Source organism: Bilifractor sp. LCP21S3_A7 (assembly GCF_052118825.1).
Lineage (GTDB): Bacteria > Bacillota > Clostridia > Lachnospirales > Lachnospiraceae > Bilifractor.
In genome coordinates this window covers 163,234-179,350 of the sequence record NZ_JBQKGL010000002.1, presented here as the reverse complement: position 1 = coordinate 179,350, position 16,117 = coordinate 163,234, and the positions used below count along the sequence as shown (strand labels likewise).

10 protein-coding genes are annotated in these 16,117 nt (G+C 52.1%); 8 read left to right on the top strand and 2 right to left on the bottom strand.

Annotated elements, in window-relative coordinates:
* The first annotated feature begins 203 nt into the window (after nt 1-203).
* The 8 genes from ACTQ1O_RS02500 (at nt 204) to ACTQ1O_RS02465 (ending at nt 12,840) form a co-directional block, all read left to right on the top strand.
* Nucleotides 204-1,244: a helix-turn-helix transcriptional regulator gene (locus ACTQ1O_RS02500; RefSeq protein ID WP_441485952.1), complete on the top strand. Its 1,041-nt coding sequence runs from the start codon at nt 204-206 to the stop codon at nt 1,242-1,244.
* On the top strand, nt 1,241-2,392 hold the full coding sequence (locus ACTQ1O_RS02495; protein ID WP_441485951.1) for an exonuclease SbcCD subunit D: 1,152 nt from the start codon (nt 1,241-1,243) through the stop codon (nt 2,390-2,392). Before ACTQ1O_RS02500 ends, ACTQ1O_RS02495 begins: the two co-directional genes overlap by 4 nt.
* Nucleotides 2,389-5,586: an AAA family ATPase gene (locus ACTQ1O_RS02490; RefSeq protein WP_441485950.1), complete on the top strand. Its 3,198-nt coding sequence runs from the start codon at nt 2,389-2,391 to the stop codon at nt 5,584-5,586. The genes ACTQ1O_RS02495 and ACTQ1O_RS02490 overlap by 4 nt, the downstream gene beginning before the upstream one ends.
* A gap of 153 nt (nt 5,587-5,739) precedes the next feature.
* Nucleotides 5,740-8,148: a ferrous iron transport protein B gene (gene feoB, locus ACTQ1O_RS02485; protein ID WP_441485949.1), complete on the top strand. Its 2,409-nt coding sequence runs from the start codon at nt 5,740-5,742 to the stop codon at nt 8,146-8,148.
* Nucleotides 8,149-8,332: 184 nt separating this feature from the next.
* Nucleotides 8,333-8,851, top strand: a complete 519-nt coding sequence (locus ACTQ1O_RS02480; RefSeq protein WP_441485948.1) for a hypothetical protein — start codon at nt 8,333-8,335, stop codon at nt 8,849-8,851.
* Nucleotides 8,852-9,047: 196 nt separating this feature from the next.
* Nucleotides 9,048-9,362 carry a thioredoxin gene (gene trxA, locus ACTQ1O_RS02475; protein WP_441485947.1) on the top strand — a complete coding sequence of 105 codons (315 nt, stop codon included), beginning with the start codon at nt 9,048-9,050 and terminating at the stop codon, nt 9,360-9,362.
* 88 nt (nt 9,363-9,450) lie between these two features.
* The gene (locus ACTQ1O_RS02470) at nt 9,451-12,036 is read left to right on the top strand and encodes an FAD-dependent oxidoreductase (RefSeq protein WP_441485946.1); all 2,586 of its coding nucleotides are present in this window, start codon (nt 9,451-9,453) and stop codon (nt 12,034-12,036) included.
* An 84-nt stretch (nt 12,037-12,120) separates the two neighbouring features.
* The gene (locus ACTQ1O_RS02465; RefSeq protein WP_441474847.1) at nt 12,121-12,840 is read left to right on the top strand and encodes a Crp/Fnr family transcriptional regulator; all 720 of its coding nucleotides are present in this window, start codon (nt 12,121-12,123) and stop codon (nt 12,838-12,840) included.
* Nucleotides 12,841-12,915: 75 nt separating this feature from the next.
* Here the strand turns inward: ACTQ1O_RS02465 and ACTQ1O_RS02460 are convergent, their stop codons facing one another.
* Together ACTQ1O_RS02460 and ACTQ1O_RS02455 are read right to left on the bottom strand one after the other, a co-directional pair.
* Nucleotides 12,916-14,598 (bottom strand): LuxR C-terminal-related transcriptional regulator, encoded by a 1,683-nt coding sequence (locus tag ACTQ1O_RS02460; protein WP_441486077.1) that lies wholly within the window; start codon nt 14,596-14,598, stop codon nt 12,916-12,918.
* An 18-nt stretch (nt 14,599-14,616) separates the two neighbouring features.
* Nucleotides 14,617-15,981 carry an extracellular solute-binding protein gene (locus ACTQ1O_RS02455; RefSeq protein ID WP_441485945.1) on the bottom strand — a complete coding sequence of 455 codons (1,365 nt, stop codon included), beginning with the start codon at nt 15,979-15,981 and terminating at the stop codon, nt 14,617-14,619.
* Nucleotides 15,982-16,117: the final 136 nt, after the last annotated feature.

The window sequence follows — 16,117 nt, the reverse complement described above, 5'->3', positions numbered from 1 at the left end:
GGGCGCTTGATGCGTGAAGCTCCTTTCTTTGGAGACGGCAGGAACAGCGGGTCAGGAAGGGGTCCTGTACGCTTCTTGCGTGCGCCGCCTCTGCCTGTGTATTCGAAGAATATACTAGTTACATTGTACAAAAATATGCAGACAGAAGGGAAAATGGGATGATATAATTTAGAAGAATACATGTTCGATTTTATGGAGGTACTATGGCTGTACAGAGACAGAAGCTCAGAATGCTCTTTATTTATTCGATTCTGCGGGAGATGACAGATGAGGACCACATCCTGTCCGCTTCGGAGCTGGGGAATATTCTGAAGGGGCGCTACAATATAGAGACCGACAGGAGGAGTATATACGGTGATATTGATACGCTGAGAGAATGGGGCGCAGACATTGTCATACGGAAGGGCAGAGACCACGGGTATTTTATTGGTGAGCGTGAATTTGAGATTCCGGAACTGCGGATGCTGGTGGACGCTGTTCAGGTGTCGAAGTCGATCACCGAGAAGAAATCCGGGGAGCTGATTGAGAAGCTGATCGGCTTCGTCGGAGAGCCTCAGCGAAAGCTGCTTGAGAAACAGATTATTCTGTACAACCGTCCGAAAGCAAAGAATGAGACAGTTTTCTACGTGACGGATGCCATTCACAGTGCGATCTATGAAAACCGGCAGATTACCTTTCAGTACGTGGAATGGACGGTGCGGAAGGAATATCGCTTCAGAAGAAACGGCGCCCGCTACCGCGTCAGCCCGTGGGCATTGATTTGGGATGATGAGAACTATTATCTGATCGCGTATGAAAAGGAAAGTGACATGATGCGCCACTATCGGGTGGACAAGATGATGAATCTTGAGATCGAACCTGAGCCGAGAGAGGGGAAGAATCTGGCGAAGGATTTTGATCCTGCAGTCTTTGAGAAGAAGACTTTCGGGATGTTCTCCGGGGAGGATGTCAGGGTGACACTGATCTGCGACAACCGGTTTGCGGGTGTGATCATCGACCGGTTCGGCATCGATTCAATACTGATCCCGGCGGGTGCGGACCGGTTCACGGTGATGGTTCCGGTTACAGTAAGCCCTCAGTTTTTCGGGTGGCTGACAGCGCTTGGGAGCGGCATTCAGATTCTGCGTCCCGAGAGGATCAGACGGGCGTATCTGGAGTATTTGGGGCAGGTCGCGGAGCGGTACGATGCCGTGCTGGAAATTTCAGGGGAAAGGACAAGAAAGAAGGAAGGAGCGGAATCTTGAAATTTTTTCATTTATCGGATCTTCATGTCGGTCTGAAGCTGATCAATCGGGATCTCGGTGAAGATCAGCGGTTTATTCTCCGGGAGATCGTTGAGAAGGCGGCGGCCGGGAAGCCGGACGCGATCCTGATCGCCGGAGATATCTATGACAAGTCTGTACCATCGGCAGAAGCAGTGGAGATTTTTGATGACTTCATCTCCGGGCTCCGGAAGGCGGTTCCGGATGCGGAGATTATGATGATCAGCGGGAACCACGACAGCGCGCCCCGCGTGAATCTGTTCCGGAGAATCCTGAACAGAGAGCGAATCCACATGATCGGAATTCCGCCACAGAGGGAAGAGGATCATGTGGAGCAGGTGACGCTCCGGGATGAATACGGTGCGGTCCATTTTTACCTGCTTCCTTTTGTGCGGCCCTCCATGGTGCGGAATGTAATCGGGGTGAAGGAGGATGGAAGCGGATTCAGCTACGACGAGACGATACACCGGCTGCTGGACAGAGAGGAGATTGACACACGGGAACGGAATGTTCTCGTGAGTCATCAGTTCTACCTTCCGAAGGGAGCGGATGCAGCGGATGTTGAGCGCATGGATTCCGAGATCCTGACGATAGGAAATATCGACCGTGTAACGGCGGATGTTCTTCAGAGATTTGATTATGCGGCGCTTGGACATATCCACAAGCCGATGCGGGTCGGCAGTGAGTATGCGCGGTACTGCGGGACGCCGATGGCCTGCTCGGTCAGTGAGGCCGGTCAGCAGAAGGGAATTGTCGAGGTGAATCTGGGGAGGAAGGGAGAGAGGTCTGTCTCCATTCTTCCGCTTACGCCGCTGAGGCAGATCCGCATCGTGCGGGGAGATCTGGAGGAGGTTCTCCGGCAGGGGTGCGAGGACTACGCGGTTGTGACGCTCACGGATATAAGGGAGGCGGATGCGCTGGATCTGCAGGATCGTATACGAAGCGCATTTCCGAATCTTCTGGAAATCAGGAGAGAGGGCCTGCCGGGGGTTGATTATCAGGCGGAATATACAGGAGAGGCTGTCATGGATACCTATGATCTCTGCTGTTCATTCCTGGGCAACCCGGATGAGGGGGAGAGAAGCCTTCTGGAGGATGTCATCAATACAGTGGGGGAGGAACTGCCATGAGACCGATCAGACTCGTCATGCAATCGTTCGGGTCGTACGGACAGAGAACGGAGATAGATTTCACAAAGCCGGACCAGAATCTCTTTCTGATTACCGGGGATACCGGGTCCGGAAAGACCACCATATTTGACGCGATTGTCTTCGCTCTGTACGGGGAGGCAAGTTCAAATCGGAACCGTAAGGACGGTGAGGAACTGCAAAGTCAGTACTCCGATATCCGGACGGAGCCCTTTGTTGAGCTTACCTTTTCAGAAAAGACGGGTGCCGTTTCTGAGGAGTACCGGGTGCGCCGGGTTCCCCGGCATCTGCGTGCTCTGAAGCGCGGTAAGGGAAGCCGCATGGAATCAGAATCCGTATCGCTGGAGATGCCGGATGGATCCGTATATCCGCAGAAGGAAACCGACGCGAAGCTTGTCGATATTATCGGCCTTACAAAGACGCAGTTCACGCAGGTCGCCATGATCGCGCAGGGAGAATTCATGGAGGTTCTGCGGGCGGACTCGAATAAGAAAAAAGAAATCTTCCGGAAGCTTTTCCGGACCGAGAAATATCAGGATATCGTCGATGAGCTGGCAAGGAGAAGGAAGGAGAAGCTCTCCGATATCGCAGAGGTCCGGACGGCCTGCCGTCTGGAGGCCGGACACATCGAGGTGCCGGAAGAATACGTGCGCGCCGGAGTGATACAGGCGGAAAAACAGCAGGTGATCGACGGCGACAGACTGAATGTCGCGGAAGCGGAGAGCCTTCAGGAGGAACTTTCTCTTCTGAACGAATATATGAACTCGAGGAAGGAAGAGCTGGAAAAGGATTACAGGGACTCATGTACCTCGAGAGATCTGACGCGGGAAGCCTATGCGAAGGCCGAGGGAATTCTGCGATCATTCCGGCAGATGGAGGATGCGGAGAAGGTGCTGGCCGGATGCCGGGCGCATGAGGAGGAGATCCGCGCGGAAGGAGAGCTGATCCGGTCGATTCAGAATGCCATCGAGGTCAGACAGGCCTTCAGGAGCCTTCAGGAAGCCGCTCAGACGGCGGAAGAAACCGGGAAGGAGCTGAAACGGCTTGAGGCAGCGCTGCCGGATCAAAGAACGGCATATGAGAAGACGATGGATCTGGAGAAGACGGCGGATGATAACCGCCGGCAGGAGGCGGACCGGTTTACAAAGACAAGGGAACGTGTGTCAAAAGCGAGGGATCTTTTCCGTCAGATTACGGAGGCAGGGGAAGCCGTAGCGGATCGGGAGAAGAAGGCAGCCGCATCAAATAAAGCAGCAGTCGCGGCGGAAGAAGAACGGAAGAGACTTGAAACGCAGAAGGAGAAGTGGACCGGGGAGAAATCACGTCTTGCGGATGCGGATGTGCGGTGGAATCTCTTCCGGGAGAATACTCTGACCGGATATAACCGGCTCCTCGAGGAGAAAACCAGGGTATCAGAGGCAGCGGGTGAGTATTCAGAGCAGAAGAAAACAGCGGAAAAAGCCGCGGAGGAATACAGAGATGCCTGGAAGGAGTATCAGAAAAAGAACAGTGAATACAACCAGCGGCAGACAGAGTTCCTGAACGATCAGGCAGGTTTTCTTGCCGCCAGGCTTGTCGAGGGCGAACCCTGTCCCGTCTGTGGGTCAAGAATTCACCCAGATCCTTGTCGGCTGCCGGAACGGCATACGAATCTGACGAAGGAGGATATTGACACTCTCGCTGAGGAGGTCGGGAATAGCAGCCGGATCATGACGGAGAAGGCGGCGGCTTCGAAGGCGGCTGCGGATCTTCTGGAAGAAAAAAGAAAGCAGGCGCGCGCCGGGCTTGAAGAATTCCGTAAGCATCTGATCGAGGTGATCCCGGAGGCGTCACTATCAGAGAAGCCGTCATTTATGGAGATGTCAGAAGCGATGAAGCGGTGGCGGAGGGAACTGGAAACGAAGAAGGAAGAGCTGGAGCGGTCGTATCGGAGACTTGCGGAGCTGAATCAGTCTCTGGAAGCCTGGGAGGAGCAGAGCAAAGCCCTCCTTCAGATCAAGGATGAGGCTGTTCGAAGGGCATCCGACGACAGGGCGGCTCTCGCCGCGGCGAAGGCTCAGTATCTGCAGCTGGTGGAACGCAGGGATTTCGAAACGGAGGAGCAAGCCGCACGTGTTCTTCGAGAGGCTGAGGAGAAGACACAGAAGGCGGAGGAATGCTATCAGCTGGCAAGAGCCGGGGCTTTGAGAGCCAGAGCAGAAAAAGAAAAGACAGAGACGCTGATCGCGCAGCTTGAAAAATCTCTCCCCCTGCAGAAGAAAACAGCGGAGGAACGGGAAGAGAGTTACCGGTCGATGCTAAAGGAGAAGAAGCTGACGGAAAAGGAATGGATGACCGTTCTGGAAGAACATACGCGTGAGGAAGCCTCCCGTCTTCAGGAGAAGATCGACCGCTTTCAGCGCGAGAAGGCATCTGCACAGGGCGCGTTCGATACTGCCCGCAAGGCGGTCAGCGGTCAGACGAAACCGGATCTGGATGCGCTTGGCAGGAAGAGAGATCAAGAAGAAGAGAGGTATCGCAGGATTCAGGCAGAGAGAGAAAGTGTCAGGGAGATCTTCCGGGCGGATTCTGCCGCATACCGGAAGCTTGCGTCCGTTCTGCGGGAGCGAGGAAGAATCGCGGAGGAATTTTCGCGGATTGACAGCCTCTACACCCGCCTTGCGGGGAAGGTGACCGGTGCGAGAATGGATATCGAAACCTTTGTTCAGAGATATTATCTTCGCAGGATTCTGCACGCGGCGAACATCCGGTTCTCGGAAATGTCAGCGGGACAGTACGAGCTGCGGATGGTAGATGATTCGATGGCGGGAGAGGGGAGAAACCGTGGGCTGGACCTCATGGTCTACTCTTTTATCAACGGTCAGGAACGGGAGGTGCGGACACTCTCCGGAGGGGAATCCTTCATGGCAGCTCTTTCATTGGCACTCGGCCTCGCGGATCAGATTCAGGAAAGCTCCGCCTCGATCCATCCGGACATCATGTTCATTGATGAAGGGTTCGGATCGCTGGATGACCATGCCAGGGACCAGGCAGTGCGTGTTCTCAAGGAGATGGACGGAGGAACGAAGCTGATCGGCATCATTTCGCATGTGACAGAACTGAGACAGGAGATCGAGGATCAGCTGCAGGTGGTGAAGGATGACAATGGAAGTCATGCGAGGTGGAGAATCAGCTGAGCGTATGGATCCGTGGCTTATTCAGCGTGCAGTGCGATATATCGCATGGCTGTTTCCTGTATTCGTGGCTTGACTTATATAGAATCTTGTTGTAGGATTTTTACAAAAGTAAGTTTAAGCTAACATTTTTACAGGAGATGAGCAGGAATTCGTATGGCAGCAAAAACTGAAAAGACAAGCATAGAAAAAGAAAAGAGAAAGACACTGAGAGATCTGGAGATCGGCGAAACCGGGCGGATCACCAGAGTTGGAGGTGAAGGTGCGCTTCGGCAGCATTTTCTGGATATGGGACTGATTCCGGATGCAGAGGTCACGCTGGTGAAGTATGCACCGATGGGCGATCCTATGGAGGTGAAGATTCACGGGTATGAGCTGACAATCCGGCTTTCGGATGCAGAGCAGATCGATCTGGTACCGGTGAATCGCGCGGTATCCGCGGATGACGAGGCAAAGAGAAGGCGGGAAGAGCAGCGCAGATATGAGCACCCGGGACTCGGAGAGGGAGGCAAGTACCATGTGAAGGCTGGGGAGCATCCGCTCCCGGCTGACAGAACCCTGACCTTTGCGCTGGCCGGGAACCAGAACTGCGGCAAGACAACATTATTCAATCAGCTGACCGGGGCGAACCAGCACGTGGGGAATTTTCCCGGGGTTACGGTGGACCAGAAGAGCGGTCCAATCCGGAATCATCCGAACACGAGTGTCACGGATCTTCCCGGGATCTATTCCCTTTCGCCCTATACAAGCGAAGAGATTGTTTCCCGGCAGTTTATTCTGAATGAGCATCCCACAGGCATCATCAACATCGTGGACGCGACGAATATCGAGCGGAATCTGTATCTCACAATGCAGCTGATGGAGCTCGATGTACCGATGGTTCTTGCCCTGAATATGATGGATGAGGTACAGGGGAACGGCGGCTCCATTCATATCAACAAGATGGAGGAGATGCTTGGAATTCCGGTTGTGCCGATCTCAGCCGCGAAGAATGAGGGTATCGAGGAGCTGATCGAGCACGCACTGCATGTGGCAAAATATCAGGAGCGGCCCGGAAGGCAGGACTTCTGCAGTGAGGATGAGGACGGCGGAGCGGTACACAGATGCATCCATGGAATCATGCATCTGATCGAGGACCATGCGGAGGCAGCCGGTATACCGATGCGGTTCGCGGCAACAAAGCTGGTGGAAGGAGATCAGAGAATTGAGAATGCCCTGAAGCTGGAGCAGAATGAAAAGGAGATGATCGAGCATATCATCATTCAGATGGAAAAGGAAAGGGGTCTGGACCGCAAGGCAGCGATTGCCGATATGCGGTTTGATTTCATCCGGCATCTGGTAGATGAGACAGTAGTTAAGCCGAGAGAGAGCAAAGAGCGGCTCAGAAGTCAGAAGATTGACCGGATCCTGACGGGAAAATACACAGCGATACCGGCATTTGTCGGTATAATGGCATTGATTTTCTGGCTTACATTCAATGTGATCGGAGCATTTCTTCAGGATGCCATGGCAAGGGGAATAGACGCTCTGACTGTAGTGGTTGATCATGCGATGACTGCAGCCCATGTCAACGAGGTTGTGCATTCCCTTGTCATTGACGGTATTTTCACGGGCGTCGGAAGTGTGCTGAGCTTTCTTCCTATTATTGTGACATTATTCTTTTTCCTGTCTCTTCTGGAGGATACGGGATATATGGCACGGATTGCCTTTGTCATGGATAAGCTGCTGCGGAAGCTGGGACTTTCAGGCCGAAGCATTGTTCCGATGTTGATCGGATTCGGCTGTACGGTGCCCGGTGTCATGGCGAGCCGTACGCTTCCGTCAGACCGTGACCGGAAGATGACCATTATGCTCACACCGTTTATGAGCTGTACGGCAAAGCTCCCGATCTACGGATTCTTCACCGCGGCATTCTTCCCGGGCAGAGGCGGGCTGATTATGGTCGGACTGTATTTTCTGGGAGTCCTTACCGGTATTCTTGTCGCACTGCTTTCAAAGGGCACGCTGTTCCGGGGAGAACCGGTTCCTTTTGTCATGGAACTTCCGAATTACCGGATGCCCGGCGCGAAGAGCGTTCTGCAGCTTCTCTGGGAAAAAGCAAAGGATTTCCTGCAGCGAGCATTTTCCATTATCTTTATGGCGAGCATTGTCATCTGGTTCCTTCAGACCTTTACGCCGCAGTTTCAGGTTGCGGCGGATTCATCGAGAAGTATCCTCGCAATCATTGCCGGAGGCATTGCACCGATTTTTGCGCCGCTTGGATTCGGCGACTGGAGAATATCCACGGCGCTTATATCCGGTTTCCTCGCAAAGGAGAGCGTGGTTTCGACGCTGAATGTGCTGTTTGGCAGTACGGCAGCTCTGCTTAAGACGCTTACACCGCTGGCGGCTGCGTCGCTTCTGGTGTTCTGCCTTCTGTACACACCCTGTGTTGCGGCTATCACATCGGTTCGCAGGGAACTCGGAGGGAAATGGGCTGTTGGAATGGTGATTTTCCAGTGCGTCATTGCCTGGCTGATGGCGCTCCTGATTCACGGAATCGGTGTGCTGGCCGGGATTGGCTGAATTGCGATAAACACGGCGTTCTTTTGACCTTGCCGGAACAGCGGCTTCTGAACAAATTGTGAAATGGAACCGGTCGGCTTGACTTTTTTTCGCAGGATGCTATATTATTATTTAACACGAATAGATAGCGTACAATTTATTCCACGTTTAATACGAGGAATTTCCAGAAGAAGAGGAGCAGACTTTGGATAATAAGCAGAAGAGATTAGAAAGGTTAAGAGTCCTTGGAGGAATAGCGGGAGCGGTCGGTATAGGCCTGATTGTTCTTGGATTTCGTGAGGCGGGTGTCAGTACTGTAAGATACATCGGATTTCAGTTAATCGGTGCGGTTCTCCTGTTGCTGGGAATTACGCCGGCGATTCTTTACCGGCAGCAATACGGGGAGAGCAGCGCTGCGGAGCAGAATTCTTATTCTTCCGGAGCAGAGCAGGTGCAGGAGGATACGAGCTGGATTCCTGTCGGGGGCTGGATCTTTGCGGATGTGATCGGAATCACGAGAAACCTTCGTGCAGATGCCTCTTCCGGGGTTGAGTACTATGTGATCTGCAGATATCGCGATTTCAAGGAACATGTAGAGCACACCTTCACAAGCCGTTCCATGAAGGAATATCCCGGAAAGGAGATCATTGGCAAGCGTGTAAAGGTCTTCTTTCATTCCAAGGATCCGGGAGACTATACCGTGGATCTGAATACCATTGAATGAGAATGAATCATATAAACTGAATGATAGATTGTTTTAAGATGCCGCCGGACCCGTCAGGGTCCGGCGGCATCATTTGTTTATCTTTTTTCTGTTATGTGACCTTGTCACAGAAATGTCCCGCAAGAAGGTATAGAGTAAGTGTATCAGAAAGCGTTGAATCCTATTCAAGACCCGGTCGGGCAGAAAGGAGCTTATCATGGCGGAAATAAAAATCACGAAGAATAATTTTCAGAGAGAGGTTTTGCAGGCCGGGGTACCGGTTTTGCTGGATTTCTGGGCAGCCTGGTGTGGACCCTGCCGGATGCTTTCCGGAGTTATTTCGGAAGTGGCTGCGAAGGCAGAGGGAAAATACAAGGTCGGCAAGGTAAATGTGGATGAGGAACCGGAGCTGGCATCGGCATATCGGATTTCCAGTATTCCTACCCTGCTTGTTCTTAAGAGCGGAAAGGCAGTGGCGAGCGCAGTTGGTGTCCAGCCCAGAGAGAATATTGAAGATTTGCTTGGTCTGTAATGCTGCACGGAGACAAAGAAAACAGACGGACTGTGGCAATACCCGAAGAAAAAAGTATGGTATGAAGCCGGTAGAAAAGGAGACAAAAATGAATAAAACTGTGATTATCGGAGGAGTGGCAGCAGGCGCAGGCTGTGCTGCCCGCCTGCGAAGACTGGATGAGAACGCGGAGATTGTTCTTCTGGAAAGAGGACCGTATATTTCCTACGCAAACTGTGGGCTGCCGTATTATGTCGGAGATGTGATCAAATCAAAGGATGCGCTTCTGGTGACAAAGGAAGAGGTTCTTCGGGAGAGATTCCGGGTAGATGTAAGAACTCGGAATGAAGTAACAGCAATTGATAGGAAGCAGAAGAAGATTGCGGTGACTGATCTGGTTTCGAACCGTACGTATGAGGAGGACTACGACAAGCTGGTCATTGCGACAGGATCTTCTCCGGTGCGCCCTCGAATTCCGGGAATTGATTCGGAACGGATTTTCACGCTCTGGACAGTTCCAGATGCAGAAAAGATTCGTGAGATGGCTGCAGACGGCCGCAGCAGCAGGGCTATTGTGGTAGGCGGAGGATTTATCGGACTGGAGACAGCAGAGAATTTGCGAAAGGAAGGCCTGCAGGTCTCTATTGTGGAAGCGCTTGATCAGGTTATGGCCCCATTTGACCGGGAAATGGCAATGCTTCTGGAAGAAAATATCCGGGAGAACGGGGTGGATCTTTATCTGTCTGATGGGGTCGCTTCGTTCCGGACGGAGGAGCAGACGGTATTTGTAAAGCTGTCGAGCGGAAAAGAGCTTTCTGCGGATTTTGTGGTTCTTTCTATAGGCGTGCGCCCGAACAGTCAGCTTGCCATACAGGCCGGGCTGATGTGCAATGAAAGAGGAGGAATCTGCGTAGATGAGCAGCTTCATACATCGGATCCGGATATTTATGCTGCCGGGGATGTGATAGAGGTTACCGATCCGGTCTTCGGAGAGAAGACAATGATTCCGCTGGCGGGTCCGGCCAATCGGCAGGCCAGAATTGTGGCGGACAATATCGCCGGGGGAAAGGAGAGCTACAGAGGAACACAGGGAGCTTCCGTTGCCCGTGTGTTTGATCTTACGGCTGCTTCTGTCGGGGCAGGAGAAAAGAAGCTGATTCGCCGCGGTATGGTCCGGGGAAAGGACTATGAGAAGGTTGTGATCACCCAGAATTCTCACGCAGGATATTATCCCGGCGCGATTCCTATGATCCTGAAGCTGTTGTTCTCTCCGGACGGAAAGAAGATTTTTGGAGCCCAGATCGCAGGCGGAGAGGGTGTTGACAAGAGAATTGATACCATTGGGACGGTCATGCAGCTGGGAGGCGGAATTGCAGAGCTGAAAAATCTGGAACTGGCGTATGCGCCGCCTTATTCCTCCGCCAAGGATCCGGTGAATATGGCAGCTTTTGCGGCGGAAAACGTGATCCGAAAGCTGGTGGCTTTTTCTGAATGGGACGATCCCAAACCGGATGCCGGGGAGATCATTCTGGATGTCAGGGAAGAGGCGGAGAGACTTGCGTGGGCTCCGGCGGAATCCGTGAACATTCCTCTGGGAGAGCTTCGAGGTAGGCTGAATGAGCTGGATCGGAAGAAATCGTATATTGTGATGTGCGCGGTTGGCGTGCGGGCGTATACAGCGGCGAGAATCCTTTCACAGCACGGGTTTGAGCATATTAAGGTTTATCCGGGAGGCGCCAGACTTTTCCGTTCTCTTCATCCGGACTGCGAAGACGGGGGCAATGCCGGCAATGGAAGAGCAAAGGACCGTTTCGATGCGTTGGATGACAGAAACCCGGAAACCATGCACACAGATAGAAAAACAGGACAGGCGGAAGCGGAATCCGGCGCGAACGAGACAGAGGGCTGCAAGAAGAGGAAACAGGCGAAGCAGATCCGCATTAACTGTTCGGGGCTTCAGTGTCCGGGACCGATTATGGAAGTCTATCGCGCCATGGAAAAGATGGAAAATGGTGACCTTCTGGAGGTGACTGCATCGGATCCGGGCTTTGCAAAGGATATTATTTCATGGTGCCGCCGCACGGGGAATACACTACTGTCCAATGAGAAAAAGGGGACGGACTATGTGGCTGTTTTGTGCAGGGGAAACAGCACAGGGTCGGCTGTGCCGGTTCCGGGAAGCAGTGTTCCCACATCCGAGGATCATGTTATAATGAATAATACACCGCAGGGAAAGACGATCATCGTTTTCGACGGTGATATGGATAAGGTTCTGGCTGCGTTTATCATTGCCAACGGGGCCCTGGCTATGGGACGCCCGGTCACCATGTTCTTCACTTTCTGGGGACTTACGGCACTGCGGAAGCCGGAGGCGCCCGGTATCAAAAAGGCACCTGCAGAGGCGATGTTTGGAAAAATGCTTCCGAAGGGGGCAGGAAAGCTGAAGCTGTCCCATATGAACATGGGCGGGGTCGGAACAGCCATGATGCGCCGGATTATGCAGGATAAGAACATTGATTCCTTAGAGGACATGATGAAAAAGGCTATGGAAAACGGCGTAAAAATCATAGCCTGTTCGATGAGCATGGATGTGATGGGGATACGGAAAGAGGAGCTGATTGACGGTGTGGAAATCGGCGGGGTTGGCACTTACCTTGGAGATGCTGAGGAGTCGAATGTGAATCTTTTCATATAATCACGGAAGCCGGAAGTGTATTTGAACCAGAAAGAGTCTGTTAGTGAGAAATGCCGGAAGAGTGTGTGAAAGGGAGCGGCGTATATGGAAAATAACGGACAGAAGCAGGATATATCTGTAAAAATGGAAATCGCAGAATTGACAGCTGCGCTGCCGTTTTGGAGCAGGCTGACAAAAGCGGAGCAGGAACTGGTTCGTGAGCATATCATACTCCGCGTTTTTGATAAAGGCAGCACGGTTTTTTCACGTGGAAGTGAGTGCCTGGGTTTTATACGTATCCTTTCCGGATCTGTCCGGACATTCCTGACGTCAGAAGAGGGACGGGAGATTACACTATATCACCTGCGTACCGGAGAGGATGATGTCCTCTCCGCGTCCTGCGTTGTGTCGCAGATTACCTTTGACACGCAGATGGAGGCAGAGGCAAGATGCCGGATTCTGATTGTTCCGGCCCATGTGCTGGCAAGGCTGAAGGAGAGTAATATCTATGTCCGGTGTATGATTTACGAGCTGCTTTCAAGGCGCTTTTCGGACGTGACATGGACCTTTCAGGAAGTGCTGTTTCTGCGTATCGACCAGCGCATAGCCGCCTGGATCGTGGAGACATGTGAACAGACCGGGAGCACGGAAATCACGGTCACACACGATCAGATTGCAAAAGATATCAATTCTGCCAGAGAGGTCGTGGCGCGGATGCTGAAGCAGCTCGCTGATGAAGGAGTGATCCGCGCCGGCAGAGGAAGAATACAGGTTACAGATATTGCGATGCTGAAGAATTTGTGTATGAACTTTCGGAAGGAATAAAGGGCAGTTTTTTCACAAGACGTTCTTATGACCGGTAATGATGCTGTAAGAGATGCTCATTACCGGCAGTTGGAATTAATCGGAATTTTCTCCGTTCATAATAGCAGCGTAACGCAGAAGCTGCTTCATAGAATTTATTCCGAGCTTGCTGTAGATATTGCGGTTATGGTAGCGGAGGGTGCTTTCCTTGATGTTGTTTTCCTCCATAATCTCTTTGGTTCCCTTTCCGGACAGATAGAGGAGGAAAATTTTCTTTTCGGTCCGTGTTAAGGTGTTCAGTCCATTCAGAAACAGCTGATAGCTTTCCGGATCCACTTCTTTTTTACGTGCGTACACCAGGCGGGAGAGTTCCCGCTTGGCGTCATCATATTCCCTGTTCACACGGCTGAGCTCTTTGCGGGCGTTTTCTATTTCATTTTCCAACGCGGATGTTTCCGCTTTCCTGTCATTTTCTATTTCCGAGAACAGAGTAAATAGCTCAGCGATTTCAGGAATCATTTCAGCTGTGTCTGTTTGCTCTCTGTTTTTCAGCTGTTCGAGGTTTTTCAGAATCGGGTTCAAAAGACGCCGGCTGAAATAACGGCAGCAGAGCAGAGAGAGACAAAGGAGGACAGCGAAGATCAGAAGGACCTCGGCGGCTTCCCGAAAGATCATCCGCTGGTAATCGCACAGAGGAATGAGGATATAAGCGCGGAACCACTCATTGAGCCCGGCAAGCTTTACCTTCTCTGTGATTCCAAGATAGGAAGTAACGCGGTCCGTACAGAGTACCTGCTTTTCGGAGAGCTTTTTGGTGACGGTCAGCGTACCGGCAGGGGCAAGGTAGTATCCGTCGGTGGTTCCGCAGGACATGGAATTTGCGGGATCAATCTTCAGGGTGCCGGAGTCCTGTCCTTCCGGAGCATTGTGAATATCCGCAAGAATGCAGGTGAGATGACGCAGGGTAGTGGGTTGGGCCATTTTCTGTCGAAAAAAGCTGTCATTCATCTCAAAGCCGCAGACGCCGATAAAAGTTCCGTCAGGAGAAAAAAGCGGAAACAGCAGGAGCAGTACCTTATCCGAGGTTCCGGGCAGGACAAAAATGTCACTGAAGCTGCAGGTGTCCGGCTGCGCGCTGCTTTTCCAGGTGTCATACCCTGGAAGGTTCTGTGTGTGAAATTCCAGGGTCCATTTGCGGTGCGGCATGACATTGTTTTTCTTGCCGATTTCCGTGATTCCGCGATAGAGAAGAAGCTCAGAACCGGAGTCGGGGGAGTTTTTTCGGATATACAGGCCTGACCTTGAGCAATCTGCTCCGGACAGGCCTGTATTGACGGTAGCGTCAAGCAGCAGAAATGCGCCGGAACTGTCTGTCTGAAGAAGGCTGTCTCTTATCGTATCGAATACAGATTCCTGGAGTGCTCTCAGATGTGCTTCGGAGTCGTTGATTTCTGAAAAAGAGATATGCTTTCCGTTCAGGTAGTTCCGAATTTCGTCTGTAACAGAAAGTGACATCTGAAGTCCAGTTGCCTCCAGTGTCTCAAACTCGGAGGAGATATCCTGTGAAAAGACCGTCATCTGCATTTGCAGGGAAGAACGAAAAGTGTTCCTTTGCCTCAGCGCGGTAACGATGACGGACAGTCCGATCAGGAACGCAGCCATCAGAAGTACGGCGAGAAGAAACATATACTGGAAGAGCTTATAGCGCAAGCTGTTCCTTTTCCTGGTCAGTTCGCTGCTTTCTCCTGGTTTACGATGTAAAAAAGAGAAAAATGTCATTTTCACAGACATCTCCTTTCAGTTTTCCGGAGGCCCCAGGCAGGAACAGAACTGCTCCCAGGTTTCAAGCTCAAGGGTGTCCGGATCCTCGCCGTCGAGATAACGTTTGTTCAGGGAAGTCTGCATAGAACGAAGCGTGTCATAAAGATGGTTGGTTTTTTCGATAAACCCACTGTCCGAAGGGAGCGGAGTAAAATGGCAGGTGTTCTTCACGACCCGGATGGCGTTGTATACAGAACGATAGGAGGGGCTCTGAAAGCGGTAGCTGTCGATTGCCTGGAAAGCTTCTTCTGTTACCGGAAAATAGCCCGTTTTCGCCGCAAAATCCAGATTCCGTTCGCTCTCTGTCAGCCAGTGAACAAAAACGGAGGCGGCTTCCGCCTTCAGGCTGTCTGTCTTGAGGGCACAGATTCCGCAGCCGGTCTGCGGAGCCAGTGGAGCGGAGGCGGCTTCCGGCCGGTCCGATACGGGAAGGGGAAGCACCTTCAGATTCATGGGCTCGGTTGTGTTGTCAGAATAGGTAACAATGTCATTAAAGTACAGAATGGCTGCGCTGGAACCGGTACCGGCAGGAACCTCGCCGGTCATCATCTGTGTATTGGCGTAAAGATCAGAGACGATGATGTCCCCTCTGATCAGTGCATCCGCAAACTGCTTCCAGGAACTCCGCAGCACCGGATCGGAGCAGTTGTAACAGCCGTTCTTTATGATCTGCGTTCCTCCCATTTCGCGTGCGCTGAGATCTACATTCTGCACCAGGTAATCAAAAGCGCAGAAGGGCTTTCCCTTCGACCATTCCCTGTATTTCGCTGCCGTGCGGAAAAAGCCGTCCCAGGTTCGGAGGCTGCTGTAGGTGATGCCGGTATCCTCCTGAAATCGCTCAAACTCCGTTCCATTTACATAAAGAAGACGGGTGGATTTACAGACAGGGAAGACACAGAGGCGGTTCTGCAGGATTCCTTCGTCCACAAAAGCATCCACATAGGAATCCAGCTCGTCCTGTGAAAAAAATTCCGACCAGTCAACCAGATTCTCCGGCCCCAGAAGAGAAGCCGTTCCGGGGTAGCACAGAAACAGGTCGGGCATGGTGCCGGCACCAGGCTTTCCCTTCTGCGCTGCCAGAAGCTGTTCTCCGATCTCGGAAGCATTGGACATCCGGGTCACGTTGATGACAATTCCTTTTTTCATACCGATGGTTTCATTAAATTGCTGCACCAGAAGATTCATCGGAGAGTCTACCTGTTCTCCGTACACATGCCAGAAGGTGAGCGTTACCGGGTCCGATGGATTCAGGCGGCTGCCTCCCGAGCAGGCGGATAGGAGCGGCTGACCGATCAGCAGCAGCATGGTGAGGAGTAAAGAAAAAATTGAGTGCTTTTTCATACGCATATACCTGTGAATCAATCTTTGTAACGATTCCGGAGATCGAGAAAACTGGAGGTTATCGAGATAGTGAGTGAATCGTTATTATTTTTAGTATTTCCCATCAAAACGGGGGAAACAGATGGGGACAAATCTG

Excerpts from the sequence above, each read along its gene's own strand:
- ACTQ1O_RS02500 (WP_441485952.1), top strand. The coding sequence starts at position 204 with ATGGCTGTACAGAGACAGAAGCTCAGAATGCTCTTTATTTATTCGATT.
- ACTQ1O_RS02490 (WP_441485950.1), top strand. The coding sequence starts at position 2,389 with ATGAGACCGATCAGACTCGTCATGCAATCGTTCGGGTCGTACGGACAG.
- feoB (WP_441485949.1), top strand. The coding sequence starts at position 5,740 with ATGGCAGCAAAAACTGAAAAGACAAGCATAGAAAAAGAAAAGAGAAAG.
- trxA (WP_441485947.1), top strand. The coding sequence starts at position 9,048 with ATGGCGGAAATAAAAATCACGAAGAATAATTTTCAGAGAGAGGTTTTG.
- ACTQ1O_RS02470 (WP_441485946.1), top strand. The coding sequence starts at position 9,451 with ATGAATAAAACTGTGATTATCGGAGGAGTGGCAGCAGGCGCAGGCTGT.
- ACTQ1O_RS02465 (WP_441474847.1), top strand. The coding sequence starts at position 12,121 with ATGGAAAATAACGGACAGAAGCAGGATATATCTGTAAAAATGGAAATC.
- ACTQ1O_RS02460 (WP_441486077.1), bottom strand. The coding sequence starts at position 14,598 with ATGACATTTTTCTCTTTTTTACATCGTAAACCAGGAGAAAGCAGCGAA.
- ACTQ1O_RS02455 (WP_441485945.1), bottom strand. The coding sequence starts at position 15,981 with ATGAAAAAGCACTCAATTTTTTCTTTACTCCTCACCATGCTGCTGCTG.